The sequence below is a fragment of the Ornithinimicrobium ciconiae genome (genome assembly GCF_007197575.1).
In the GTDB taxonomy this organism is placed as follows: Bacteria; Actinomycetota; Actinomycetes; order Actinomycetales; family Dermatophilaceae; genus Ornithinicoccus; species Ornithinicoccus ciconiae.
In genome coordinates this window covers 2,795,485-2,819,650 of sequence record NZ_CP041616.1, presented here as the reverse complement: position 1 = coordinate 2,819,650, position 24,166 = coordinate 2,795,485, and the positions used below count along the sequence as shown (strand labels likewise).

Genomic DNA, 24,166 nt, shown 5'->3' with positions numbered 1-24,166 from the left:
CAGGATGGAGGACGCATGGGACTGCGTGCCAGGCTTCGTCAGTTTCCGCCGATCGCCTGGCGGGACGAGCGGTTGACTCAACTGCGGCAGAGCGAGAAGTCACTGCAGCGCCAACTGGACGAGAGCACGCAGCGGGTGAGCACTCTCGCAGCGCAGCTCGAGAAGGTCACGCAGGAGCGCGACCAGGTGCGCCGGCAGCAGCGCGAGGGCAAGTACTCACCCGTGCACCCGTCGTGGCACGTGCGCATCATGGAGCAGGCCCGGGTGGGGCGCTACACCGCTCCGCGGGACCCCGAGCGGGACATGCCCCGGCGTCGGCTCCTGGCCAAGCTGCACAACTACGAGCTGGCTCGCAGCTATGGCATTGCCACGCCGCGGGTGATTGGCTCCTGGCCGCGGATCGAGGACGTGCCGTGGGCCGAGCTGCCGGACACCTTCGTGGTCAAGAGCAACCGTGGCTACAGCGGCAACGGTGTGCTGCCGCTGCGTCGCCACGGTGACGGCTTCCGCTTCATCGACTCCGCCGACGAGATCGATCCGGAGGGCATCGTCCGGCACTACGAGAAGACGAAGGGTCTGGCCGGCCCCTACTTCGTCGAAGAGGTCCTGCCGGGCACCGGGGCGGTCCTGCCGGATGACGTGAAGATCTATGCCTTCCACGGCGAGGTCGTCTTCGCGATGCTGCGCCGCGTGACCAAGCACGCCGACCTGGGCTCCTTCAGCTATCGCTTCCTCGACCCTGCAGGCCAGGATCTCGGTCAGCTCCAGGAGGTGCACAGGCATGACCCCGACATCGCCGTGCCCCGCGACCTCGCGCAGATGGTCGAGGCCGCACGGGTGCTCTCCCTCGCCATGCCGGTCCCGTTCGTCCGGGTCGACCTCTACCAGGTGCCCGAGGGCATCATGCTCGGCGAGCTGACACCGCTTCCCGGGTCCTCCGCAGGCTTCACGCGGGAGTACGACCGCCTGCTCGGCGGGCTGTATGACGAGGCGGAGGGCCGTCTCAACCTCGAGTTCGCCCGGGGCCGGCCCTATGCCGTGGCCTTCGGTCCGCACGACCGAGACGTCACGGCACCAATGGCTGCCACCTCCTCGTTGCCGCATACCTGAGGGCTGAGCGACCTCGTCCTGACCGCGGGGCTGCGCGGGCCACCTCCCTTCCTGCCTGCGGGGCTACGCGGGCATCTCCCTTCCTGTCGCACGGGCGGATCGCCGTGGACCCTGTGGACAATTCCTGCGCGCCGGATCGCCGCTTCTCTAGCGTGTGCCGCACAACCCAGGGAGGCGTCAGCAGGGACGCCCGCGAGATGGGGGAGGGCGATGAGCAGGTTTGAGATCGATCCGTGGGCCCTGGAGACCGCGGCAACGACCGTCCGGACGGCGGTCGAGGAGCTGCGGGCCGCGTCCCAGCGCATCAGCGGCGCGCTGGTGCTGGTCGGCAGCGCGGGTGGCTCGGCAGTTCTGGCCGGGACCAGTTCGGTCGTCTCCCAGCGCTGGAGTCAGGGACTGGCCCAGTATGCCGAGGCAGGCCTCTCCCTGTCCGTCGCCACCCAGCGGGCCGCTGAGCTCTATGACCTGGTGGAGCGGCAGGCACGTGGTCGGTTCACCCCGGTGGGTCGTCCATGACCGCGCTCGCGACCCGACCCGATGATCTGCGGTTGGCCGCGCAGACGCTGGTGCGGGGCCGGGCCGAGCTGGAGGAGGTCGCTGCCCGGCTGACGCGCGCGGCGCAGGAGAGCACGAGCGGCTGGCAGGGGGTCGCAGCACTGGGACAGCGGACCGCAACCGCCCGGATGCACGCTGCTGTGGTCGCACGGTGTGCGCCCGTGAGTGAGGTCTCCAGCGCCCTCGCCGATCTGGCAGACCAGGCCGCGCACGCCCAGAGCGTGGTGCGGGCGGCGCAGCGGGACGCGCAGGAGGCAGGTGCCGAACGCTCTCGGCTGATCCGGTCGCTGAGCACAGTCACCGATCCCGTGGAGCTGGAGGTGCTGCGGCAGCGGATCACCGTGCTGGAGGTGATGATCCGGCGCTCCGGCGATGAGATCGCCTGGGCGGAGAACCAGCTCGAGCGCGGACGCCAGTGGGTGGACAGGGTGCTGCGTGACTCCTGGCTCGGGGTGGGGGTGGACGACCTCGCGGACCTGGTCCAGGCCGGTGAGGGTCTGGCTCCGCTGTGGCGCGGTGGCGGGCTGGTCGTCGTGGGCGGGCGGGTGCTGCTCAGCTCTGTCCGGCTCGCCCGCGCCTTCGACCCTTTCGCTCGGGCGGTCATCGAGGCGCGCCTCGACCGGCTGCTCAAGGTGGTGATGAAACGCCCGGTCCTAGCCCTCCTCACGATGGCCCCGGCCCGCGTCATCGTGCCGGTCGTGGTGATCTCCGGCGCCATCCCGGACGTCATCGACGGTGGCGGTTATGAGGGATGGCAGGGCTTCACCCTGCGGGTCACCGCGGCCCTGGCCATCCCCGGAGCCGTCGCCATGGTGATGCCGCACCCGGTCGTCGCGGGGATCGGTGCGGTGACCGTGGGCGGCTACTACCTGGCCAAGGGCGGATTCGCCCTGCACGACCACCGGATCCTCCTCGCTCAGGTCGGCGCCCAGATCTACCGGCGCCGTCACGAGATCGTGAAGATCGCCACCACGGTCCTGCGCCCGTCACCTGCCTTCCCCCTGGGCCCACTGGGTCCGATGGCTCCGTTGGTGCCGCGGCCGCGAGACCTGCTCGACGAGCTGCCGCGCCTGGAGGAGCTGCGCAGCCTGCTCCCCGGCATTGGCGGGCCCATCGGAGTCCCGCGGGTGCCGATTGAGCTCGGTCCCCGACTCCCGGCCATCCCGCTGCCGAGCCTGGGCGTGGTCGGTGCGGGACTGCTGCTGCCCCGGCTGGGCAGGCTGTTCTGATGGCGGGCGAGCGAGGCAGGGGAGGCGCGGATGCCGGGCAGACCGCTGCGGAGGCACCGCCCCTGCTGCCGGTCCTGACTCTGACCGAGGAGGAGTTGCTGGTGCTCACCGACGACGACCTGGGGGTCGTGCCGCCACGCCTGCGGCTGCCCGACACCACCGAGGGGGCCGAGCTGGTGCGCACCGTCGCACTGCGCGCCCTGATGGCCCGCGGTCTCGTCAGCCCGCTCCCGCGTGCCACGAGCATTCTTGGGGCAGAGGCAGCCGGGTCGGCTGACGGTGTCGGGTGGGAAGCCGCCGAGCCGCTGGGCCTGACCCTGTCCCTGCGGGCGCTGGCCACGGCGGTCCTCGGCCTCCAGCGGGTGCTGGGGCCACGGGTCGAGGAGGTGCCTGCCGGTCGAGCAGACGAGACGGAGTCCACGACGGCGACGCGCTATCTGCACCTGCACCCGCAGATCGCAGTCATCGAGGACGTCACCACTGACGGCATGCACAGCCTGCTCACCGTGCTTCCCGATCGTTTTGACGATGCCGTCTCGGACTTCATCCGACCGCCGGAGGCCGTGCCGGGCACGGGGAAGCCCCGCCGACTGGCGAGCACGGGGGACACAGCGGTGGCCGACCTGCTCACGTCCCTGGGGCACCCCACGGTGCTCGTCGAGGCAGCCGTCCTGAGTGGGCCGGAGCCGGTGAGCCAGATGCTGGCGCTAGGGCCCGGCGGGTGCTTCCGGTCAGCCGACTCGATCGTCTATCACCCAGTGGATCCCGATGCCGCGATCGCTGACCTGGTGCGCAGCGCGCTCGGCGGTTCGTAGGAGACGGCCGAGTGAGGCCACTGCTCATCAGCAACGGTCAGCGCCTCAGCAGACCCGCGCGTCCGCGACCACGGTGATCCCGGGCCACAATGGGGAGGTGACCGCACCGCGCACCGTGACCTTGCTGGGCTCCACCGGATCGATCGGCACCCAGGCCGAGCAGATCATCCTGGCCAACCCCGACCGGTTCACGGTCCGGGCGATCAGCGCTGCCGGGAGCGACCCGTCAGCTCTCGCTCGGCAGGCGCTCGCGCTGCAGGTCCAGCAGGTCGCCGTCGCGCGCGAGGACGCCGTGGACCCCCTGCACCGCGCGCTGATCGGGTCGGCGGCTCCGGGTGCACGCCGCCCCGACATCCTCGTCGGGGAGGAGGGCGTCGTGCAGGTCGCCGGCAACGGCGCTGACGTGGTGCTCAACGGCATCACGGGCAGCATCGGGCTGCGTCCCACCCTGGCCGCACTGGCGGCGGGCAGCACCCTCGCCCTGGCCAACAAGGAGTCGTTGATCGTGGGCGGGCCGGTCGTCACGGCCGCGGCCGCCCCCGGACAGATCGTGCCGGTCGACTCCGAGCACAGCGCGATCGCTCAGTCTCTGCGCTCGGGCCGTGCCGAGGAGGTCCGGCGCCTGGTGCTCACCGCCAGCGGCGGACCGTTTCGTGGCCGGCCCCGCGAGGACCTGGCCGCCGTCACCCCGGGGCAGGCGCTCAAGCACCCCAACTTCGCCATGGGTCGGGTGGTGACCACCAACTCGGCCACCCTGGTGAACAAGGGACTGGAGGTCATCGAGGCTCACCTGCTCTTCGGCATACCCTTTGAGCGGATCGATGTCGTCGTCCACCCCCAGCAGCAGATCCACTCCATGGTCGAGTTCCACGACGGCTCCACGATCGCGCAGGCCGGCCCGCCCCGCATGCTCGTGCCGATCGCCCTGGGCCTGTTCTGGCCCGACCGGCTCGCCGACGTCGACGAGCCGTGCGACTGGGGCACGCCCATGACCTGGGAGTTCCACCCGCTCGACGACGACGTCTTCCCCGCAGTGCAGCTGGCCCGGCGGGTGGGGACCGCCGGAGGCACGCACCCGGCCGTCTACAACGCCGCCAACGAGATCTGTGTCGACGCCTTCCACGACGGTGCGATCGGCTTCCTCGACATCGTCGACACCGTGGCCCGCGTCGTCGCGGCCCACGAGGCGGGGGAGGGGCCTGCGGTCGGCGCGGGCGCCGGAGACCATTCCGCACGCTCAGCGAGCGTAGAATCGGGGGCGCAGGGGAACGATTCCCCAGTGTTGTCGGTTGATGACGTGTTGGCCGCGGACCAGTGGGCCCGCGAGCGTGCACGCACGATGATCGGGATGTCGCCCCAGGAGGAGAGCCACGCATGATGTACCTGCTCGGGGTGCTGCTCATGGTGTTCGGTGTCGCGCTCTCCATCGCGCTGCACGAGATCGGGCACCTGGTGCCCGCCAAGAAGTTTGGTGTCAAGGTCACCCAGTACATGGTCGGCTTCGGCCCGACGATCTGGTCCCGTCGCAGGGGGGAGACCGAATACGGCGTCAAGGCCATCCCGCTGGGCGGATATGTCCGGATGATCGGCATGTTCCCTCCCCGGCCGCAGGACCAGGGCCGACTGCGGGCCTCCTCCACCGGTCGGTGGAGCCAGATGGCGGACCAGGCCCGGGCCGAGTCCATGGAGGAGATCGGTCCCGGCGACGAGGACCGGGTGTTCTACAGGTTGCCGGTCTGGAAGCGCATCGTCGTGATGTTCGGTGGCCCGCTGATGAACCTGGCCATCGCCGCGGTGCTGCTCACCGGCATCCTCGTCATCGCCGGTCTGCCGGCCAGCACCGCCAAGATCTCAGCGGTCAGCGAGTGTGCGCCCACCGAGGTGACCGCGACCGACTGCACGGGTGAGCCCGCGTCCCCGGCCGTGTCGGCGGGACTGCAGGTCGGCGATGTCATCACCCACGTCAACGGCGTGGCGGTCGGCTCCTGGAGCGAGGCGACCTACCAGATCCAGAACGCTCCCGAGCAGGCTGTCTTCACCGTCGACCGCGCGGGAGACTCCCTGGACCTCCAGGCGACCCTGGTCGAGCGCGACCGGCCGGTCTACAACGCGGACGGCACCCTCCAGCTGGATGCGGCGGGGGAGCCGGTCCTGGAGCCGCGTCGCTTCTTCGGGGCCAGCGGCTCCATCGAGTATGTCGCGCAGCCGATCGCCGAGGCTCCAGCCTTTGTCGGTGGTGCGGTCGTCGACACCGCCCGGATCTTCCTCAAGCTCCCCGAGAAGCTGGTCGGTGTCTATCAGGCCGCCTTCGGGGGTCAGGACCGCGACCTCGAGGGGCCCATGTCGGTCGTGGGCGTGGGGCGTGTCGCCGGCGAGGTGACCGACGGCTCGCTCGGGGCGCTGACCGAGTCGTTCGAGGGCAAGGCGGTCATGCTTTTGTCGCTGCTGGCCTCCCTCAACATCGCGCTCTTCGTCTTCAACATGGTGCCCCTGCTGCCGCTGGACGGCGGCCACATCGCTGGCGCCCTCTGGGAGGGTGTGAAGAAGACGTGGGCCCGGCTGCGCGGACTGCCGGAGCCGTTGCCGGTCGACATCGCCAAGGCCCTCCCGGTCGCCTACACCGTGGCCATCGCCCTGATCGGCATGACCCTGCTGCTGGTCTATGCCGACCTCGTCAACCCCATCCGGCTCGCCGGATGACCCGTCCCCCGGACGATCAAGGAGATACTGAATCCATGACTGCTGGCACCCCCATCTCCCTCGGCATGCCCGCCGCCCCGCCCCCGGTTCTCGCCCCCCGGCGCACGACCCGCAAGATCAGGGTCGGCAAGGTCGAGGTCGGCGGGGACGCACCCATCTCGGTGCAGTCCATGACCACCACCCCCACCACGGACATCAACGCGACGCTGCAGCAGATCGCGGAGTTGACCGCCACCGGGTGTGACATCGTGCGGGTCGCCTGCCCCAGCCAGGACGACGCGGAGGCGTTGCCCGCCATCGCCAGGAAGTCGCAGATCCCGGTCATCGCCGACATCCACTTCCAGCCGAAGTATGTCTTCGCCGCGATCGACGCCGGCTGCGCTGCGGTGCGGGTCAACCCTGGCAACATCCGCAAGTTCGACGACCAGGTCAAGGAGATCGCGCGCGCCGCCAAGGACGCGGGCGTCTCGATCCGCATCGGCGTCAACGCCGGCTCGTTGGACAAGCGGGTGATGGAGAAGTACGGCAAGGCGACTCCGGAGGCGCTGGTGGAGTCGGCCGTCTGGGAGGCCTCCCTGTTTGAGGAGCACGACTTCCACGACTTCAAGATCTCCGTCAAGCACAACGACCCGGTGGTCATGGTGCGCGCCTATGAACTGCTCTCCGAGCGTGGCGACTGGCCGCTGCACCTCGGGGTGACGGAGGCCGGACCGGCTTTCCAGGGCACCATCAAGTCCGCGACGGCCTTCGGGGCACTGCTGTCCCAGGGCATCGGCGACACGATCCGCGTCTCCCTCTCAGCGCCTCCCGTCGAGGAGGTCAAGGTCGGCAACCAGATCCTGCAGAGCCTCAACCTGCGGCCCCGCAAGTTGGAGATCGTCTCCTGCCCCTCCTGCGGTCGTGCCCAGGTCGACGTCTACACGCTGGCCGACGAGGTCACCGCCGGTCTCGAGGGTCTGGAGGTGCCGCTGCGCGTGGCCGTCATGGGCTGCGTCGTCAACGGACCCGGCGAGGCCCGCGAGGCCGATCTCGGCGTCGCCTCCGGCAATGGCAAGGGCCAGATCTTCGTCAAGGGCGAGGTCATCAAGACCGTGCCCGAGAGCCAGATCGTGGAGACCCTGATCGAGGAGGCCATGCGCATCGCCGAGGAGATGGGCGAACCTGTCGAGGGATCAACCGGATCCCCCTCGGTCACCGTCGGCTGACCTGCCCACCCGAGCACACGGCATACGTCTCCGCATGACCGGCCCCGGGTTCCTGCCTGTCCGACAACTGGTCCTGGTGGACCTGCTGTCGATGATGCTCGCCGTCGCGCCGGGGCAGCGGGCTGTCGTGGCGATCGACGGTGTGGACGGCGCCGGCAAGACCCGCCTGGCGCGCGAGCTGGTGGCCCTCGCCCCGCATGTTGCCGGCCGTGAGGTCCACAGTGTCTCCATCGACGGCTTCCACCACCCCCGGGCGGTCCGGCAGGCGCGGGGGAGCGGTCCGGAGAGCTTCTATCAGGACTCCTACGACTACGAGGCCTTCCGGACCGGTGTGCTGCGGCCCTTCCGGGCCGGCAAGGACTATGTGCCGGCCGTGCATGACGTCGGCACCGACCAGGCGCTCACACCAGCCCCGGTGACGGCCTCTGACGATGCCCTCCTGCTCGTCGACGGGATCTTCCTGCGGCGACCTGAGCTGGCTACCGAGTGGGACGCCACGCTCATGGTGTGGGTGCCGCTGGCAGTCTCAGTGCCGCGCGGGAATGCCCGCTTCCCCGGCCGTGCCGGGGCAGAGGATCCAGCACACGAGACCAACGCGCGCTATGTCGGCGGTCAGCAGCTCTATCTGCAGCAGGCCCGCCTGCGCCCGCCCACCTGGATCCTGGACAACACCGACCTGCAGCGGCCCGCCCTGATCGAGCCGGACCCCGAGGAACCACAGTGGCTGGAGTTGCCCTAACCATTGTGGGGGACCATTGTGGGGGACGTTCGGTCCGGCTGGAGAACATTGTGAGGGAGGTTCGGTCCGCCGGAAGGCGGTCCGAACCTCCCTCACAATCCGCATGGGGCGGTCCGATCTTCCCCAGAGTGGTTTAGCCCTCAGCCTCCTCCACAGCCTCTTCGGCGGCCTCGGCGTCCTCGTCCACCCAGCCGAACGTCTTGGTGACAGCCTTCTTCCACTGGCGGTAGAGGCGATCGCGCTCGGCGTCGGCCATCTTCGGGCTCCAGCGGGCACCCTCGGCCCAGTTGTCGATGACGTCCTGCTCGCCATTCCAGAAGCCGACCGCGATGCCAGCGGCATAGGCGGCTCCGAGCGCCGTGGTCTCGGCGACCTTCGGACGGACGACGTCGACGCCGAGGATGTCGGCCTGGAACTGCATCAGGGTCTCGTTGGCGATCATGCCGCCGTCCACGCGCAGCTCGGCCAGGTCGACCCCGGAGTCGGCGTTCATCGCGTCCAGCACCTCGCGGGTCTGGAAGGCCGTGGCCTCCAGGGAGGCCCGCGCGATGTGGTTCTTGTTGACATAGCGCGTCAGGCCGACGATCGCGCCGCGGGCGTCGTCCTTCCAGTAGGGCGCGAACAGGCCGGAGAAGGCGGGGACGATATAGCAGCCACCGTTGTCGTCGACCTGCTTGGCCAGCTCCTCGACCTCCGGGGCCTCCTTGATCAGACCCAGGTTGTCGCGCAGCCACTGCACCAGAGAACCGGTGACCGCGATCGAACCCTCCAGGGCATAGACCGCGTCCTGCTCACCGATCTTGTAGCAGACCGTGGTCAGCAGCCCGTTCTCCGAGGGGACGATCTCCGTGCCGGTGTTGAGCAGCATGAAGTTGCCCGTGCCGTAGGTGTTCTTGGACATGCCCTTCTCAAAGCACGCCTGGCCGAAGGTGGCGGCCTGCTGGTCACCCAGGATGCCCGCGATCGGCACGCCGAGCTTGTCGCTCTCGCCATAGACCTCGGACGAGGACTTGATCTCCGGCAGCATCGACAGCGGGATGCCCATGTCAGCGGCGATGCCCTCGTCCCAGGACAGCGTCTTGAGGTTCATCAGCATGGTGCGCGAGGCATTGGTGACGTCGGTGACGTGCACGCCGCCGTTGGTTCCGCCGGTGAGGTTCCACAGCGTCCAGGTGTCGGTGTTGCCGAACAGCAGGTCGCCGGCCTCGGCCTTGTCGCGGGCGCCTTCGACATTGTCGAGAATCCACTTCACCTTGGGCCCGGAGAAGTAGGTCGCCAACGGCAGACCGCAGACGGCCTTGTATTTGTCCGCGCCATCGTCGCCGCCCAGTTCAGCGACGATCTTGTCGGTGCGGGTGTCCTGCCACACGATGGCGTTGTAGACGGCCTCGCCGGTGTTCTTGTCCCACACCACGGCGGTCTCCCGCTGGTTGGTGATGCCGATCGCGGCCAGATCGGTGTTCGCAACATCTCCCTTGCCGAGGGCCTGGCCGATGACCTCGCGGGTGTTGTCCCAGATCTCTGCCGGGTTGTGCTCGACCCATCCCGCCTTCGGGAAGATCTGCTCGTGCTCCTTCTGACCCACCGAGTGGATCTCGCCGGACTTGGTGAACACGATGGCACGGGTGCTCGTGGTGCCCTGGTCGATCGCGAGCACGTAGTTAGAGGTTTCTGTGTCAGCCATTGCTGAGCGCTCCTTCACTTCGTTGTGTACGGGATGGGCTGTGCAGTTGAGATGAAACGTGCTGCTCGGGAAATGCTGCGTGCCGGGCGCTCACCCGGGCGGTGAGCACCCGGCACGATGGTGCAGGGGGATCAGGTGATGGCCATGTGCAGGAGACCTGCGATGACGGCACCGCCGATGGGGCCGACGACCGGGATCCAGGAGTAGCCCCAGTCGCTGCCACCCTTGCCCCTGATGGGCAGCACGGCGTGCGCGATGCGGGGTCCGAGGTCTCGGGCGGGGTTGATGGCGTACCCGGTGGGGCCACCGAGGCTGTTACCGATACCGACCACCAGCAGGGCGACGGCCAGCGGGCCGAGCCCGGACGGCGCGTTGGCGAACTGGAGGATCACGAAGACCAGCACGAACGTGCCGATGACCTCGGTGAGGGTGTTCCACAGCGGGTTGCGGATCTCGGCACCGGTCGAGAAGACGGCCAGCTTGGTGGCCGGCTCGGCGTCCTCATCGAAGTGCTGCTTGTGGGCCACCCACATGATGACGGCACCGATGAAGGCACCGATCATCTGCGCCACGATATAGGCGATGGTGTTGCCGAAGTTGACCGCGATGTTGGCGGCGTCCCCGTCATAGAACTCGGCACCGCTGGCCGCCAGTCCGAGGGTGACCGCGGGGTTGATGTGGGCGCCGGTCTTGAAGGCGACATAGACACCGGCGAAGACCGCAAGGCCCCAGCCGAAGTTGATCAGCAGCCAGCCGCCGCCGTTGCCCTTGGTCTTAGGCAGGATCGCGTTGGCGACCACGCCGCAACCGAGCAGGGTGAGCATGGCGGTGCCCATGATCTCGTAGAGAAAGATATCTCCCATGCGGGTACTCCAATCGTCGTTGAGTGGATCTGTCGGAGGCAGCGTGCCAGAAACTGACAATCACGGGGATCAGGCGCACGCTGTGACGGTCATTTCCCTTCTGCGCCAAGGGTGATCATCGGCGTCAGATCTGGTGCCTGGCTCCGGACCCGCTCGGCCGACTCGTCGTCCGTCTCCTGGGCCGCCTGCTCCTCGGCGGCCGCCTGGGCACGGTAGGACTCGACCTCCTTGTGGCGCCGCTCCTCGTCCCAGCCCAGCACCGCACCCGCCAGCTCGGCGATCTCCTCGACGGCGGCCAGTCCGCGGTCGGCGAACTCATAGTTGATGCGGGTGCGCAGATACATGATGTCCTCGAGGTGCAGGGCACCCTCGTGACTGGCGGCATAGACGATCTCGGCGCGCAGGTATGCCGGCGCACTCTCCACCGGACGGCCCAGTGAGTCGTCCTGCCGGATCAGCTCCACCAGCTCGGTGAGCAGCGAACCGTAGCGGTGCAGCAGGTGATCCACCATCATCGCCGACCATCCGAACTCGGTGCGCCAGTGCTCCGCCTGACGGCGCACGGCCTTCTCTCCCTCCGCGCCGACGAGTGGGATCTCGTGGGTGATGCTCGGGGTCTGCACGGCCTCGCCGCCGAGGGCGAAGTCGACGGCGTCCTTGGCCATCACCCGGTATGTCGTGAGCTTGCCTCCGGCGATGATGGTCAGGCCGGGCACGGGGCTGGCTACCGTGTGCTCTCGACTCACCTTGGCCGAGTCCGTCCCCTCCTTCGTGCCGGGCTGGAGCAGGGGGCGCAGCCCGGCATACGACCCGATGACGTCGTCGCGGGTGAGCGTGGTGGTCAGCACCTCGTTGGCGTGCTCCAGCACGTAGTCGATGTCGGCGGCGGTGGGCACCGGGTGCTGGGGGTCCAGCTTCCAGGGTGTGTCGGTGGTGCCCAGGATCCAGTAGCGCGACCAGGGGATGAAGAAGAGCACCGACTTCTCGGTTTGGACGAACAGGCCCGAGCTGCCCTTGATCCGGTCGCGCGGAATGGTCAGGTGGATCCCCTTGGAGGCCAGCACCCGCAGTCCTCCGCTCGTGTCGGCAAGCTCTTCGGTGTCCTCGGTCCACACGCCGGTCGCGTTGATGACATGACGAGCCCGGGCGGTCAGCTCGGTGCCGGACTCCAGGTCGCGCAGCACGGCGCCGTTGATCCGGCCCCGCTCGTCCTTGGTGAGCTTGACGACCTGGGTGCGAGTGGCTGCCTTGGCCCCGTAGGTGGTGGCGGTGCGGATCAGGGTGGCCACCAGGCGTGCGTCGTCGACCGTGGCGTCCCAATACTTCACGGCACCGATCGCCGTGTCGTGCTTGAGGTCCGGGAACTGCTCCTGCAGCCCCTTGCGCGTGGCGTGCTGGTGGATCGGCAGGGCTCGGCGGCCCGGCATGATGTTGGCCAGCACGTCATACAGGGTCACCCCGGCGCCGTAGTAGGCACGCTGCCAGATCCGGTGCTCCAGCGGGATCAGGAAGGACATCGGCTTGACCAGGTGAGGGGCGATCTTGCTCAGCAGCAGGCCTCGCTCGGTCAGAGCCTCGTGCACCAGCTTGAAGTCGAGCATCTGCAGATAACGCAGACCACCATGCACGAGCTTGGTCGACCGCGACGACGTGCCGGACGCCCAGTCCTGTGCCTCAACGACCACCGTGGACAGGCCCCGCGTCGCGGCGTCCAGGGCCGTCCCCGCGCCAGTCACGCCACCGCCGATGACCAGCACGTCGATCACCGGTCCGTCGGTGGCGCTCGCGGCGAGTGCGGAGAGGGCTGCCTGCCGACTTTCTGGGGTCAACGGGAGTGGCTGCACAAGGGTCTCCTGGCTCGGTGTGGGGATGGGTGTTCCGATCCTCGCCGCCGCCGGGGCGCTGCGCAACCCCTCACCCGCGCGGCCACGCCCGGAGATGCTGTCCGATCGCCCTGCCTGCTGGGTAGGCTGTGGCGATGCTGCGCATGCCGGCCCCCGTGCGTGGGCTCGGACTCTCCGACGCCCCCCGCGCCCTGGAGATCTGTGGTCGTGACCCGGTCTCCAACGTTTTTGTGGCTGCCCGCATCCTCGAAGGGGGCATGGCTGGTGGGCGAAACTCGGTCCTGGGCTATGACCGCGGGGGTCGCGCCGGGCTTTGCTGGACCTCAGCCAATGTCGTGCCGGTCGAAGTCAGTGACGACATGCTCGAGCCGCTCGCGGCCAAGGTCATCAAACGACGAGCCTGGGCCTCCTCGCTCTTCGGCCCGGTCGATCAGGTCCTCCCGCTGTGGGATCTGCTGGCGCCGCAGTGGGGTCCGGCGCGGGAGGTGCGTCGCCACCAACCGGTCATGACGATGAGCACCCCTCCCAGCCTCGTCGGAGTCGCATGCGACCCGATGGTGCGCCCGGCCACGGTGGAGGAGACCGACCTGGTGGTGCCGGCGGCGGCAGCAATGTTCACCGAGGAGATCGGCTATCCGCCCTATCGCGGGTCGGACCGGGCCTATCGCCTGTCCGTGGGGGCGCTGGTGCGTGCCGGGCGCTCGCTGGTGCGGATCGAGGACGGCGAGGTGGTCTTCAAGGCGGATGTGGGCAGTGTGGCGCTGGACGTCGCCCAGATCCAGGGCGTGTGGGTCAACCCGCGCTACCGCGGGCAGGGGCTCGCCGTGCCGGCCATGGCGGCCGTTGTCGAGCACGTGCTGACCCACATCGCGCCCACCGTGACGCTCTATGTCAACAACTTCAACGCCCCGGCGATCGCCACCTACCGCCACGTGGGGTTTGTCCAGACGGGCACCTTCGCCACCGTCCTGCTGTGATACCTGCCTGCCGTGATCGCTGGCTGCTGTGATCCCTGACTGAGATATCGGTCACGATATGGCCACAGTGGGCGGTCGTGGCCGGGCCTTGACCTGCGGGAGAGATATCCTCACGGGGATATACACGCCCCTGTATGCTTATTCATCCCGATCTGGAGGTGCCCGCCGTGACGGCACGGGTTTCCCGGCGGCTCCCGCGGGTCGAGGAGTTGCGGCCGCTGGTGAAGGTTGAGCGCCCCACGCTGCACCGCACGCGTCGCGCGCTGGAGCGGGCCAACACGATCGAGGACCTGCGGGCGATCGGCCGGCGGCGGACCCCGCGGTCCGCCTTTGACTATGTTGACGGCGCCGCCGAGAGCGAGGTCAGCCTGACGCGCGCCCGGGAGGCCTTCGGCAGGGTCGAGTTCCGGCCGCGGGTGCTGCGCGACGTCTCCCAGGTGACCAGCGCCGTGAGCGTGCTGGACGTCACCAGCCCCATCCCGCTGATCCTGGCGCCGACCGGCTTCACCCGGATGATGCAGCACGAGGGGGAGCGGGCCGTCGGTCGCGCAGCCGCCGCAGCAGGAGTTCCCTACACCCTGTCCACCATGGGGACGGTCTCTGTCGAGGACCTGGCCGCAGAGATCCCTGACCTGCAGCGGTGGTTCCAGCTCTATCTGTGGCAGGACCGGGACGCCTCGCTGGAGCTCATGGCACGGGCCCAGGCCTCCGGTTTTACGACGCTCGTCCTGACCGTTGACACCGCGGTCGCCGGCCAGCGGCTGCGTGACGTGCGCAATGGCATGACCATCCCGCCCCAGCTCACCCCCCGCACCCTGGCGGACATGGCCCTGCACCCGCGCTGGTGGGCCAACCTGCTCACCACCGACCCGCTCGAGTTCGCCTCGCTGCGTGAGTCCGGCGGCACCGTCGAGCAGTTGGTCAACCGGATGTTCGACCCCACCCTGAGCACTCGCGACCTGGTGTGGCTGCGGGAGAACTGGTCCGGTCCGATCGTGCTCAAGGGCATCCAGAACACCGAGGACGCCCGCGAGTTCGTCGACCTCGGCGCCGACGGACTGGTGGTCTCCAACCACGGCGGCCGCCAGCTGGACCGCTCGGTCACTCCGCTCGAGGTGCTGCCCGATGTCGTCGCAGCGGTCGACGGGCGAGTGCCCGTGCTGCTCGACACGGGCGTCATGCACGGGGGCGACATCGTCGCCGCCGTCGCCAACGGCGCCGACGCCGTGATGGTCGGCCGTGCCTACCTCTACGGCCTCATGGCCGGAGGTGAGGCCGGGGTGACCCGGGCACTCGACATCCTCATTTCTCAGGTCCACCGCACCCTGCGACTGCTCGGGGTCACCGCCGTGGACCAGTTGACCCCCGACCACGCGGTGCTGCTCCCAGCCCGCGTCCCCACACCCCCTGCCTAACCCGCACAACCCCTGGAGGAAGTTCATGCGCACCAACCTGTTTAAGCTCACCGCCGCCGCCGGAGTCCTGGCCCTGACGCTCACCGCCTGCGGATCCGACGATGGCGGCGACGGCGCGTCCGATGGTGCCCTCGCCGGCGAGGGCACCGGCGACGAGTGCGTCATCGACAGCGACGTCCCGGTCGGCGCTGCCGTGTCGCTGACCGGCGCAGCCGCGTCCTACGGCGAGTCGCAGAAGAACGGCCTGGAGCTCGCCGCGGAGGAGCTCAACGAGAAGGAGGGCGTCACCTATGCCCTCAAGGTCGAGGACGACCAGACCGACCCCAAGCAGGCGATCACCCTGTTCGAGGGTTTTGCCGGCGACGGGACCAGCATCATCATCGGCCCGACCCTGTCCAACACCGCCTTCCAGGCCCAGCCGATCGCACAGGAGGAGAGTGTGCCGGTGCTGGCCATCTCCAACACCGCGGCCGGGATCACCGAGCAGGGCGACTACATCTTCCGCAACTCGCTGACCGAGGCACAGGTCATCCCGCAGACCGTCGCCACGGCCGTGGAGACCTACGACCTGCAGAACGTCATCGTCATGTACTCCAACGACGACGCCTTCACCGAGTCTGGCTACGAGGTCATGGCCTCCTCCCTGGAGGAGGAGGGAGTGGACGTCGCCGAGACGATCACCTTCTCCAAGGCTGACACCGACTTCCGCGCGCTGCTGACCCAGGCCAAGGGCGCCAACCCGGACGCGATCTTCGTCTCCGGTCTGATCGAGGCCGCCATCCCGCTGGTCACGCAGGCCCGTGAGCTCGGCATCGACGTGCCGATCATCGGCGGCAACGGCTTCAACAACCCCCAGTTGATGGCCGACGCGGGCGACGCCGCCGAGGGCGTGGTCGTCGGAGCTGCCTGGAACTCCGCCTCCGACAACGCGGAGAACACCGCCTTCCTGGCGGCCTACGAGGAGAAGTTCGGCAGCCAGCCGGACCAGTTCGCGGCCCAGGCCTATGCGGCCATGCACATCATCGACGCAGCGGTCCGCAGCGACTGCTCCGCCGAGCGCGACGCCATCAAGGAGGGCCTGAGCGGGATCTCCGACATGCCGACCGTGCTGGGATCGATCAGCATCAACGCCGACCGCGACGCCGAGCACGACGCGGTCGTCCAGGTCATCAAGGGCGGCAAGTTCACCGTCCTGCCCTGACCCTGACGGTCCCATCCGACTCGATCCACCCCCACCCCTGACGGAGGCGGACACATGCAGCAACTGCTCAACGGCCTGTTCATCGGGTCCATCTATGCCCTCTTTGCGATCGGCTTCACGCTGGTCTTCGGCGTGCTGGACCGGCTGAACCTGGCCCACCCCGCGGTCTTTGCCGTGTCCGCCTTCGTCGGGATCGAGCTGGTCGAGGTGGCCGGGCTGTCGATCTGGCTGGCCCTGCCGATCATCTTTGTCGTCGGCGGGATATTAGGCATCATCATCGAACGGGTCGCGTTCCGGCCGCTGAAGAACAGACCCGATGCCCACTTTGCTGGGTTGATCTCCTCCATCGCCCTGGCGGGGATGTTCATCGCCCTGCTGCAGTGGCGCTACGGACCCAACACCAGGCGCTTCCCGGCGGACTCCTTCCCCAGCACCTCCTTCACGGTGTTCGGGGCCCACGTGACGCTGCTGCAGGTGGCCATCCTGGTGATCTCGATCGTGCTGATGGTGGCGCTCACGCTGCTGGTGGCCAAGTCGCGTCTCGGGCGCGGCATGCGAGCCATCGCCGAGAACCCCACGGCAGCGCGGGTCCTGGGCATCAACGTGGACCGGGTCACGGTCACCACCTTCGCGATCTCCTCGGCCCTCGGTGCGGTCGCGGGCGCCCTCTTCGCCATGAACGTCAACAGCGCACAGCTGGGGATGGGCACCGCGATCGAGCTCAAGGGGCTGGCGGTCATCATCGTCGGGGGCATGGGGTCGTTGCCCGGTGCCCTCGTGGGCGGCCTGCTGCTCGGCCTGGCGGAGGTCTTCGCCGTGGCCAACATCGGGTCCAGCTGGCGGGACCTGATCGCGTTCGGTCTGCTCTTCCTGATCCTGTTGGTGCGCCCGCAGGGTCTGTTCGGTGCCCGTAAGGTGCGTGAGGTCTGAGTGTTCACCGATTCGACTCTGGTCTTCATCGCGCTCGCCGCGATCTTCGCCTACTCCTTCTATGCCGTCCTGGTCGCCGGCCAGCTGAGCCTGGGCCAGGCTGGATTCGCCTCCCTGGCAGCCTTCACCGCGGCCAGCCTGGCGCCGAGCCCCAAGGATGTCGGTGATCTCCCGGCCCTGATGATCGCCATCGTCATCGGCATGGCGGTCGGTGCCGCGGCCGCTCTCGTCCTCGGCCTGCCGACCATGCGCCTGCGCGGTGTCTTCCTCGCGATCGCCACCCTGGCGTTCGCCGAGGCCGTGCGCATCCTGATCATCAACATGGAGTGGACCGGCGGCGCCCAGGGCATGACCGTGCCCAAGGTCCTCGAGCCGTGGATGGCCTGGGTGGTCCTGGCGCTGGTGGCCTACTGGTTCTGGCGGCAGGGACCCTCCCGCTACGGCCGGGCGCTCGAGGCGATCCGCGAGGACGAGCTGGCTGCCCGGGCGATGGGCATCGACGTCGGCACCCACCGCCTCTCCGCGTTCGTCGCGGCTGGCGCGATCGCCGGTCTCTACGGCGTGCTGTGGGCCTTCTTTGTCCGACTCATCGCCCCGGAGGACTTCGGCTTCGCCGCAGCGATCGATGGCCTGGTCACCGCCGTCGTGGGTGGCTCGACCGCCTTTATCGGACCGCTGCTGGGTGCCGGCTTCCTCACCATGGTCCCGGAGGTGCAGCGTGCCGTCGGCATCGAGGCCGGCTGGATCCGTCCGTTCCTGGCCAGTCTGCTGCTGCTCCTGGTGATCCTGTTCCTGCCCGGTGGGCTGGCCAGTCTGATCCCCCGCAGGGCAGCCCGGCTGGTCAGCGGCAGCGAGTCCGAGCGGGCTGAGGTCGAGAGCCGTCTCGCCCAGCGGGTCCACCCCGCCGCGGGGGAGACCGTGGTCGACCTCAAGGGCCTCGGCAAGGACTATGGCGGTGTCCACGCCAACAAGGACATCGACCTGCACATCACCGGCGGAGAAGTCATCGGTCTCATCGGCCCCAACGGTGCCGGCAAGACCACCCTGGTGAACATGATCAGCGGCCTGGCGAAGTCCACCTCGGGCACGGCACAGGTGCTGGGTCTGGACCCCGGCAAGGTCGCCGTCCACAAGGTGGCGGCCGCCGGTGTGAGTCGCACCTTCCAGCACTCCAAGCTGTTCGCCAGGCTCACCGCGCTGGAGAACGTCATGGTCGGGGGCCACCTGGTCGGCCGACCGACCTTCCTGCGCCGGCTGCTGTGGCTGCCCTCCGCCCGCCGCGACGAGCGACGCCTGGCGGTCCACTCTGCCCGGTGCCTCGAGCGCGTCGGGCTGCTGGACAAGGAGGGGGTCAAGGCCTCCGCGCTGTCCTACGGTGACCAGCGGCGCCTGGAGATCGCCCGGGCGCTGGCCTCGGACCCCTCCCTGCTCATCCTCGACGAGCCGGCGGCCGGCATGAACCACGTCGAGGCCGATGCGCTGTCCGATCTCATCGGGTCCCTGGCCCGGGACGGGCTGACCATCCTGCTGATCGAGCACAACGTCGGCATGGTTATGAAGACCTGCAGCCGCATCGTCGTGCTCAACTTCGGCCAGGTGATCGCCACGGGCACGCCTGAGGAGATCGCCAACAACCCTGCCGTGGTCGAGGCCTATCTCGGCAGTTCCGAGTCGGAGGACGTGTCATGAGCACAACCGAGCCGATCCTGAAGGTCGAGGACCTGGTCGTCACCTACGGCCGGGTCGAGGCGGTCCGCAAGGTCTCCTTCGAGGCCCTGCCCGGATCCCTGATCACCCTGGTCGGAGCCAACGGGGCCGGCAAGTCCTCGATCATCAACGCGGTCTCCGGCATTGTGCGGCCGAAGTCTGGACGCATCACCTTTGAGGGCCGTGACATCACCAGGACGCAGGCCCACACCCTGGTCGGCGAGGGCCTGGTCCAGGTGCCGGAGGGGCGGCAGATCCTCGGCACGCTGACCATCCACGAGAACCTCCAGCTGGGTGGCTGGCACACCAACGACGCGGCGGCGATCCAGGCGGTCTACGAGCGCTTCCCGGTGCTCGCGGAGCGACGTGACCTCCCCGCTGGTGCCCTGTCCGGTGGTGAGCAGCAGATGCTGGCCATCGGGCGTGCCCTGGTGGCCCGCCCCACGCTGATCCTGCTCGATGAGCCGTCCATGGGCCTGGCGCCCAAGATCGTCGACGAGGTCTTTCGGGTGATCGAGGAGATCCGCACCTCTGGCACCACGGTGGTGCTGGTCGAGCAGAACGCCCGGCGGGCGCTGCGAGCAGCCGACCACGGCTATGTGCTGGCCAGCGGTGAGATCGCCCACGAGGGGCGCGCCGCTGACCTCCTGGCCGACGAGCGCGTCGTGCAGGCCTACCTGGGCGTATGACGTCCGCCCGGGGCCGCATGAGCCGCGCCCGGGGCCACGTGGGCCCCCCCGAGTTGCCTAACCAGGCTCGGGGCGGCCCCGCAGGCGACGCAGGGCTGCCTGCGCGCTCCTGAGCAGGCTGGTGCGGCCCGTTTTGGGTGCCTGCACGGCATACCCCTGCAGGAGCCAGGCCAGCGCCGACGGGAGCCGCTCTGCCCAGGCGGTCTCAAAGTGGTAGGCCGCCGAGTCGTAGGTGTAGCGCACCGGGACCGAGGCCTCCTGCAGCGCCGTGACGATCCGCTCCGTGTCGCGCCGGTAGGAGCGCTGCAGGGCCGCCGATCCGGGGATCTCGCGACCTCCGACGTCGAGGTAGAACCGGGTGGGGGGACGCGGCGCGGCGATGGCCAACTCGATCTCACGCAGGTGCTGCTCGCCCGGCACCCAGAAGGCGGTGGAGAAGGCGCCGACACCGCCGAAGACGTCCGGGCGGCGCACCCAGGCGTGCATGCTGACCACTCCGCCCATCGAGGACCCCGCGATCAGGGTGTTCTCCCGGTCCGGGCGCGTGCGCAGGGCGCTGTCCACCCACGGCTTGAGATGGTCGGTGAGGAAGTCGACATAGGTGTCGGCCGCGGCCTCGCCCAGTCCGGGTCGCTGGGCCAGGACCCGGGTGTCCAGATACGGGGTGTACTCCTCGATGCGCCGGTCGGGCGAGCAGGGCACACCCACGGCGATCGCGTCCAGACCCTGGGTGTGCAACCAGGTGAGTGCCTCGTCCGCGCGCCAGGTCGCTCCGCCGAAGGAGGTCACGGGGTCGAACAGGTTGCCACCGTCGTGCAGATAGATCACCGGGTAGCGGCGCCGGCTGTGGTGATAGCCCGGAGGCAACCACACGGAGATGTCGGCGCTGCGGTCCAGCCCCGGCAGCCGGACGTCCTGCCAGTACCGCAGGTCACCGATGACCCGGCGGCGTCGAGGGTAGCGGCGCAGCGTGCCGGGCGAGGTCGTGGCGGTCACCCTCGGACGCTACCGGTCGCCACCCGGCGCGCGCGGTCGGGAGGCAGCGCCGCAGCGGATATCCTCGGTCGGTGAGCCCGACCGTCGAAGGTGGCGGTCGGCATACCCCCAAGACGAAGGAGCCCACGTGGCACTGCGGATGTCGACCCTGTTCCTGCGAACCCTGCGCGAGGACCCGGCGGACGCTGAGCTGCCGGGCCACAAGCTGCTGGTTCGCGCGGGCTACATCCGTCGGGCGGCACCGGGTGTCTACTCCTGGCTGCCACTGGGGCTGCGCGTGCTGCGCAACGTCGAGGCCATCGTCCGCGAGGAGATGGACGCCATGGGTGCCCAGGAGCTGAGCTTCCCCGCGCTGCTGCCCCGAGAGCCCTACGAGGCGACGAACCGGTGGACGGAGTACGGTCCCAACCTGTTCCGGCTGCAGGACCGCAAGGGCGTGGACATGCTGCTGGGCCCGACCCACGAGGAGATGTTCACCCTCACGGTCAAGGACCTGTTCTCCTCCTACAAGGATCTGCCGGTCAACCTCTACCAGATCCAGACCAAGTACCGCGACGAGGCACGTCCGCGCGCTGGGCTGCTGCGCGGCCGCGAGTTCATCATGAAGGACTCCTACTCCTTCGACGTGGACGATGCCGGGTTGGCGAGTGCCTACCAGGCGCACCGCGAGGCCTACATCAAGATCTTCGACCGGCTCGGTTTCGACTACGTCATCGTGCACGCCGACTCCGGTGCCATGGGTGGCTCGGCCAGCGAGGAGTTCCTGGCCATCAGCCCGCACGGCGAGGACACCTTCGTGCGCAGCACCACGGGGGAGTATGCCGCCAACGTCGAGGCCGTCTATGTGCCCACCCCCGCCGCGGTGGACGCGTCCACGGTGCCCGCCGCGGCGGTGCACGACACCCCCGACACTCCGACCATCGAGACGCTCGTCGCGTCCGCCAACGCCAACCACCCGCGTGAGGACGGTCGGGCCTGGACCGCTGCCGACACCCTCAAGAACGTGCTGGTGATGCTCACCCACCCCGACGGCACCCGTGAGCCGTTGGCCGTCGGCGTGCCCGGTGACCGCGAGGTCGACGCCAAGCGCCTCGAGGCGCAGGTCTCCCCGGCCGCACCGGGTGCCTTCGAGGACAAGGACTTTGCCGCCTATCCGATGCTGGCCAAGGGCTATATCGGCCCGGGTGTGCTGGGCTCGGACAAGGCGTCGGGCATCCGGTATCTGCTCGACGCCTCCATCGGGGAGGGCAGCGCCTGGGTCACCGGCGCCGACGAGCACGGCAAGCACGTCTTCAACCTGGTGCACGGTCGGGACTTCACGGCCGACGGCGTGATCCACGCGGCCGACATCCGGGAGGGGGACGCCAGCCCCGACGGCAACGGCACGCTGACGCTGGCCCGCGGCATCGAGATGGGGCACATCTTCCAGCTCGGGCGCAAGTATGCCGAGGCGCTGGGCCTGCAGGTCCTCGACCAGAACGGCAAGCTCACCACCGTGACGATGGGCTCCTACGGGATCGGTGTCAGCCGCGCCGTGGCTGCCATCGCCGAGGGCACCCTGGACGAGATTGGCCTGTGCTGGCCCCGTGAGATCAGCCCGGCGGACGTGCACCTGGTTGCCACCGGCAAGGACCAGGCGATCTTCGACTATGCCGACACCCTGGTCGGCGAGCTCGAGTCCCAGGGGCTCACCGTGCTCTATGACGACCGCCCCAAGGTCTCCCCGGGCGTGAAGTTCAAGGACGCCGAGCTGGTCGGTGTGCCCACGATCGTGGTGGTCGGCAGGGGCCTGGAGCAGGGCACCGTCGAGATCAAGGACCGGCGCACCGGCGAGCGGCGCGAGGTCGCGGTGGCCGAGGCCGTCCGCGAGGTCGTGGCCGAGGTGCGGCCCGAGGCGACGGCCTGATGGAGTCGGCCTGATGGAGTCACGCTGATGGAGTCACGCTGATGGAGCGACGGTGAGGGAGTCAGGCTGATGCGGCAGGTCCGGGCGGTCATCTTCGACTGGGGTGGCACCCTGACGCCCTGGCACCAGTTCGACTATGCCGCACAGTGGTTGGCTTTTGCCACCGAGGCGACCGCCTCCGAGCAGGAGGCGGCCGAGCTGTCGCAGCGCATCCTGGACGTCGAGGAGCGGGTCTGGCAGCTGGCGCGCGCCGAGCACGTCAGCGCCCGGGTCGAGGACCTGCTCGAGGAGGTGGGCTACGGGATCAGCCACCCGGCATACTCCCGGGCGCGCAGCGCCTATGACAGGTTCTGGGAGCCGCACACGCTCACCGATCCCCACGTGCGTCCACTGTGGGAGTCGTTGCGCGAGCAGCAGATCCGGGTCGGGGTGCTGTCCAACACGATCTGGTCGCGGGAGCACCACCGGGCGATCTTTGACCGGGACGGGGTGCTGTCCCTGATCGACGCTGATGTCTATAGCAGCGAGATCCCGTGGACCAAGCCGCATCCCGAGGCCTTCCGGGCGGCTGCCGCTGCCGTGGACACGGACCCGGCCGACTGTGTCTATGTCGGCGACCGGCTGTTCGAGGACATCCACGGCCCGCAACAGGTGGGTATGCGAGCAATCCTGGTGCCGCACAGCGTCATCCCGCTCGCGCAGCGCGTCGAGGTCGACTCCCGTCCAGACGCTGTCGCGCAGTCCCTGGCCGAGGTGGCCGGGATCGTCCACGGGTGGAATCGGCACGCTGGTGGATGACCCCTCGGTGTGGGTCCTCGTCCTCATGGGGCTGGCCGGCCTGACCGCCGGGTGGATCGACGCGGTGGTCGGGGGCGGCGGGCTGATCCAGCTGCCGGCGCTCCTGCTCGGGTTTCCCGGCGCCAGCCCGGTGCAGATCCTGGCGACCAACAAGCTGGGCTCGATCTGCGGGACGACGGCCAGTTCGCTGACCTATCTGCGCCGGGTGCGCCCCGACCTGTCCACAGCCCTGCCGCTTGCCGGTTTCGCCTTTGCGGGCTCGCTCGGCGGGGCGTTCATCGGCAGCCAGATCCCCAAGGAGGCGTTCAACCCGATCATCCTGGTGGTCCTCATCGCCGTGGGGGCCTACACCCTCGCCAAGCCGAGCATGGGACAGCTCTCCGAGCTGCGCTTCTCCGGTCGCCGGCACCACCTGGTCGCCGCCGGCATCGGGCTCGGCGTCGGGCTGTATGACGGAGCGCTGGGTCCGGGGACCGGCTCCTTCTTCGTCTTCGCGATGGTCGGACTGCTCGGCTACGGCTTCCTGCAGGCCAGCGCCAAGGCCAAGATCGCCAACTGGGCCACCAACCTGGCGGCGCTGTGTGTCTTCATCCCGATGGGTGCGGTGATGTGGAAGGTCGGTCTGCTGATGGGTGTGTGCAACATGCTGGGCGGCTATCTCGGGGCCCGCACGGCCGTCGCTCGCGGCAGTGGTTTCGTGCGGACCGTCTTCGTCGTGCTGCTGGTGGTCTTCATCCTCAAGATCGGCTACGACACGGTGGCCCAGTTCACCGGCTGAGGTTCCGCCCAGCCCGCTCGGTCCC

At 69.0% G+C, this 24,166-nt stretch carries 21 protein-coding genes; 17 read left to right on the top strand and 4 right to left on the bottom strand.

From position 1 onward, the window contains the following. The first annotated feature begins 15 nt into the window (after positions 1 to 15). From FNH13_RS12955 to FNH13_RS12920, 8 genes are all read left to right on the top strand, one after another. Positions 16 to 1,110: an ATP-grasp fold amidoligase family protein gene (locus tag FNH13_RS12955; protein ID WP_143783800.1), complete on the top strand. Its 1,095-nt coding sequence runs from the start codon at positions 16 to 18 to the stop codon at positions 1,108 to 1,110. Between the two features lie 210 nt (positions 1,111 to 1,320). After that, the gene (locus tag FNH13_RS12950) at positions 1,321 to 1,626 is read left to right on the top strand and encodes a hypothetical protein (RefSeq protein WP_143783799.1); all 306 of its coding nucleotides are present in this window, start codon (positions 1,321 to 1,323) and stop codon (positions 1,624 to 1,626) included. Continuing rightward, positions 1,623 to 2,894, top strand: coding sequence for a hypothetical protein (locus tag FNH13_RS12945; RefSeq protein ID WP_143783798.1), 1,272 nt, complete (start codon positions 1,623 to 1,625; stop codon positions 2,892 to 2,894). The genes FNH13_RS12950 and FNH13_RS12945 overlap by 4 nt, the downstream gene beginning before the upstream one ends. Then, positions 2,894 to 3,709 (top strand): hypothetical protein, encoded by an 816-nt coding sequence (locus tag FNH13_RS12940; RefSeq protein ID WP_143783797.1) that lies wholly within the window; start codon positions 2,894 to 2,896, stop codon positions 3,707 to 3,709. The genes FNH13_RS12945 and FNH13_RS12940 overlap by 1 nt, the downstream gene beginning before the upstream one ends. Before the next feature lie 97 nt (positions 3,710 to 3,806). Then, positions 3,807 to 5,087, top strand: coding sequence for a 1-deoxy-D-xylulose-5-phosphate reductoisomerase (gene dxr / locus FNH13_RS12935; protein WP_228266392.1), 1,281 nt, complete (start codon positions 3,807 to 3,809; stop codon positions 5,085 to 5,087). Beyond that, positions 5,084 to 6,409 carry a M50 family metallopeptidase gene (locus FNH13_RS12930; RefSeq protein WP_143783795.1) on the top strand — a complete coding sequence of 442 codons (1,326 nt, stop codon included), beginning with the start codon at positions 5,084 to 5,086 and terminating at the stop codon, positions 6,407 to 6,409. Before dxr ends, FNH13_RS12930 begins: the two co-directional genes overlap by 4 nt. Positions 6,410 to 6,444: 35 nt before the next feature. Then, positions 6,445 to 7,614 (top strand): flavodoxin-dependent (E)-4-hydroxy-3-methylbut-2-enyl-diphosphate synthase, encoded by a 1,170-nt coding sequence (gene ispG, locus FNH13_RS12925; RefSeq protein ID WP_143783794.1) that lies wholly within the window; start codon positions 6,445 to 6,447, stop codon positions 7,612 to 7,614. Positions 7,615 to 7,648: 34 nt separating this feature from the next. After that, positions 7,649 to 8,353 (top strand): nucleoside/nucleotide kinase family protein, encoded by a 705-nt coding sequence (locus FNH13_RS12920; RefSeq protein ID WP_143783793.1) that lies wholly within the window; start codon positions 7,649 to 7,651, stop codon positions 8,351 to 8,353. 133 nt (positions 8,354 to 8,486) lie between these two features. Here the strand turns inward: FNH13_RS12920 and glpK are convergent, their stop codons facing one another. The 3 genes from glpK to FNH13_RS12905 all read right to left on the bottom strand — a co-directional run bounded on the left by glpK (position 8,487) and on the right by FNH13_RS12905 (position 12,744). Next, positions 8,487 to 10,037: a glycerol kinase GlpK gene (glpK, locus tag FNH13_RS12915; RefSeq protein WP_143783792.1), complete on the bottom strand. Its 1,551-nt coding sequence runs from the start codon at positions 10,035 to 10,037 to the stop codon at positions 8,487 to 8,489. A 131-nt stretch (positions 10,038 to 10,168) separates the two neighbouring features. Next, positions 10,169 to 10,900, bottom strand: a complete 732-nt coding sequence (locus FNH13_RS12910; RefSeq protein WP_143783791.1) for an MIP/aquaporin family protein — start codon at positions 10,898 to 10,900, stop codon at positions 10,169 to 10,171. An 89-nt stretch (positions 10,901 to 10,989) separates the two neighbouring features. After that, positions 10,990 to 12,744 (bottom strand): glycerol-3-phosphate dehydrogenase/oxidase, encoded by a 1,755-nt coding sequence (locus FNH13_RS12905; protein ID WP_143783790.1) that lies wholly within the window; start codon positions 12,742 to 12,744, stop codon positions 10,990 to 10,992. A gap of 134 nt (positions 12,745 to 12,878) precedes the next feature. On the opposite strand from FNH13_RS12905, the gene FNH13_RS12900 reads away from it, so the two are divergent. The 6 genes from FNH13_RS12900 to FNH13_RS12875 all read left to right on the top strand — a co-directional run bounded on the left by FNH13_RS12900 (position 12,879) and on the right by FNH13_RS12875 (position 19,663). Next, positions 12,879 to 13,721, top strand: coding sequence for a GNAT family N-acetyltransferase (locus FNH13_RS12900; protein ID WP_143783789.1), 843 nt, complete (start codon positions 12,879 to 12,881; stop codon positions 13,719 to 13,721). Positions 13,722 to 13,855: 134 nt separating this feature from the next. After that, positions 13,856 to 15,136, top strand: a complete 1,281-nt coding sequence (locus tag FNH13_RS12895) for an alpha-hydroxy acid oxidase (RefSeq protein WP_143783788.1) — start codon at positions 13,856 to 13,858, stop codon at positions 15,134 to 15,136. Positions 15,137 to 15,161: 25 nt separating this feature from the next. Then, positions 15,162 to 16,337, top strand: a complete 1,176-nt coding sequence (locus tag FNH13_RS12890; RefSeq protein WP_143783787.1) for an ABC transporter substrate-binding protein — start codon at positions 15,162 to 15,164, stop codon at positions 16,335 to 16,337. A gap of 54 nt (positions 16,338 to 16,391) precedes the next feature. After that, complete coding sequence (locus tag FNH13_RS12885; RefSeq protein WP_143783786.1) at positions 16,392 to 17,267, top strand: branched-chain amino acid ABC transporter permease; 876 nt, start codon at positions 16,392 to 16,394, stop codon at positions 17,265 to 17,267. After that, on the top strand, positions 17,268 to 18,956 hold the full coding sequence (locus tag FNH13_RS12880; RefSeq protein ID WP_143783785.1) for a branched-chain amino acid ABC transporter ATP-binding protein/permease: 1,689 nt from the start codon (positions 17,268 to 17,270) through the stop codon (positions 18,954 to 18,956). Further along, a complete protein-coding gene (locus tag FNH13_RS12875) occupies positions 18,953 to 19,663 on the top strand; it encodes an ABC transporter ATP-binding protein (RefSeq protein ID WP_143783784.1) in 711 nt (236 codons plus the stop codon). Before FNH13_RS12880 ends, FNH13_RS12875 begins: the two co-directional genes overlap by 4 nt. A 57-nt stretch (positions 19,664 to 19,720) precedes the next feature. On the opposite strand, the gene FNH13_RS12870 is transcribed toward FNH13_RS12875, so the two are convergent. Beyond that, positions 19,721 to 20,659, bottom strand: coding sequence for an alpha/beta hydrolase (locus FNH13_RS12870; protein ID WP_143783783.1), 939 nt, complete (start codon positions 20,657 to 20,659; stop codon positions 19,721 to 19,723). Between the two features lie 127 nt (positions 20,660 to 20,786). Between FNH13_RS12870 and FNH13_RS12865 the strand changes: the two genes are divergently transcribed. From FNH13_RS12865 to FNH13_RS12855, 3 genes are all read left to right on the top strand, one after another. Further along, on the top strand, positions 20,787 to 22,565 hold the full coding sequence (locus FNH13_RS12865; RefSeq protein ID WP_202878776.1) for a proline--tRNA ligase: 1,779 nt from the start codon (positions 20,787 to 20,789) through the stop codon (positions 22,563 to 22,565). Between the two features lie 69 nt (positions 22,566 to 22,634). Continuing rightward, positions 22,635 to 23,363, top strand: a complete 729-nt coding sequence (locus tag FNH13_RS12860) for an HAD family hydrolase (protein WP_143783782.1) — start codon at positions 22,635 to 22,637, stop codon at positions 23,361 to 23,363. A 25-nt stretch (positions 23,364 to 23,388) separates the two neighbouring features. Beyond that, complete coding sequence (locus FNH13_RS12855) at positions 23,389 to 24,141, top strand: TSUP family transporter (RefSeq protein WP_143785125.1); 753 nt, start codon at positions 23,389 to 23,391, stop codon at positions 24,139 to 24,141. The last annotated feature ends 25 nt before the right edge of the window (positions 24,142 to 24,166 follow it).

What these genes read in the sequence shown, in the direction of transcription:
- FNH13_RS12885 (WP_143783786.1), top strand. Translation starts at nt 16,392, where the DNA reads ATGCAGCAACTGCTCAACGGCCTGTTCATCGGGTCCATCTATGCCCTC.
- FNH13_RS12900 (WP_143783789.1), top strand. Translation starts at nt 12,879, where the DNA reads ATGCTGCGCATGCCGGCCCCCGTGCGTGGGCTCGGACTCTCCGACGCC.
- FNH13_RS12890 (WP_143783787.1), top strand. Translation starts at nt 15,162, where the DNA reads ATGCGCACCAACCTGTTTAAGCTCACCGCCGCCGCCGGAGTCCTGGCC.
- FNH13_RS12950 (WP_143783799.1), top strand. Translation starts at nt 1,321, where the DNA reads ATGAGCAGGTTTGAGATCGATCCGTGGGCCCTGGAGACCGCGGCAACG.
- FNH13_RS12860 (WP_143783782.1), top strand. Translation starts at nt 22,635, where the DNA reads ATGCGGCAGGTCCGGGCGGTCATCTTCGACTGGGGTGGCACCCTGACG.
- FNH13_RS12910 (WP_143783791.1), bottom strand. Translation starts at nt 10,900, where the DNA reads ATGGGAGATATCTTTCTCTACGAGATCATGGGCACCGCCATGCTCACC.
- FNH13_RS12940 (WP_143783797.1), top strand. Translation starts at nt 2,894, where the DNA reads ATGGCGGGCGAGCGAGGCAGGGGAGGCGCGGATGCCGGGCAGACCGCT.
- FNH13_RS12955 (WP_143783800.1), top strand. Translation starts at nt 16, where the DNA reads ATGGGACTGCGTGCCAGGCTTCGTCAGTTTCCGCCGATCGCCTGGCGG.
- FNH13_RS12875 (WP_143783784.1), top strand. Translation starts at nt 18,953, where the DNA reads ATGAGCACAACCGAGCCGATCCTGAAGGTCGAGGACCTGGTCGTCACC.
- FNH13_RS12920 (WP_143783793.1), top strand. Translation starts at nt 7,649, where the DNA reads ATGACCGGCCCCGGGTTCCTGCCTGTCCGACAACTGGTCCTGGTGGAC.
- FNH13_RS12945 (WP_143783798.1), top strand. Translation starts at nt 1,623, where the DNA reads ATGACCGCGCTCGCGACCCGACCCGATGATCTGCGGTTGGCCGCGCAG.
- ispG (WP_143783794.1), top strand. Translation starts at nt 6,445, where the DNA reads ATGACTGCTGGCACCCCCATCTCCCTCGGCATGCCCGCCGCCCCGCCC.
- FNH13_RS12930 (WP_143783795.1), top strand. Translation starts at nt 5,084, where the DNA reads ATGATGTACCTGCTCGGGGTGCTGCTCATGGTGTTCGGTGTCGCGCTC.
- glpK (WP_143783792.1), bottom strand. Translation starts at nt 10,037, where the DNA reads ATGGCTGACACAGAAACCTCTAACTACGTGCTCGCGATCGACCAGGGC.
- FNH13_RS12895 (WP_143783788.1), top strand. Translation starts at nt 13,856, where the DNA reads ATGCTTATTCATCCCGATCTGGAGGTGCCCGCCGTGACGGCACGGGTT.
- FNH13_RS12855 (WP_143785125.1), top strand. Translation starts at nt 23,389, where the DNA reads ATGGGGCTGGCCGGCCTGACCGCCGGGTGGATCGACGCGGTGGTCGGG.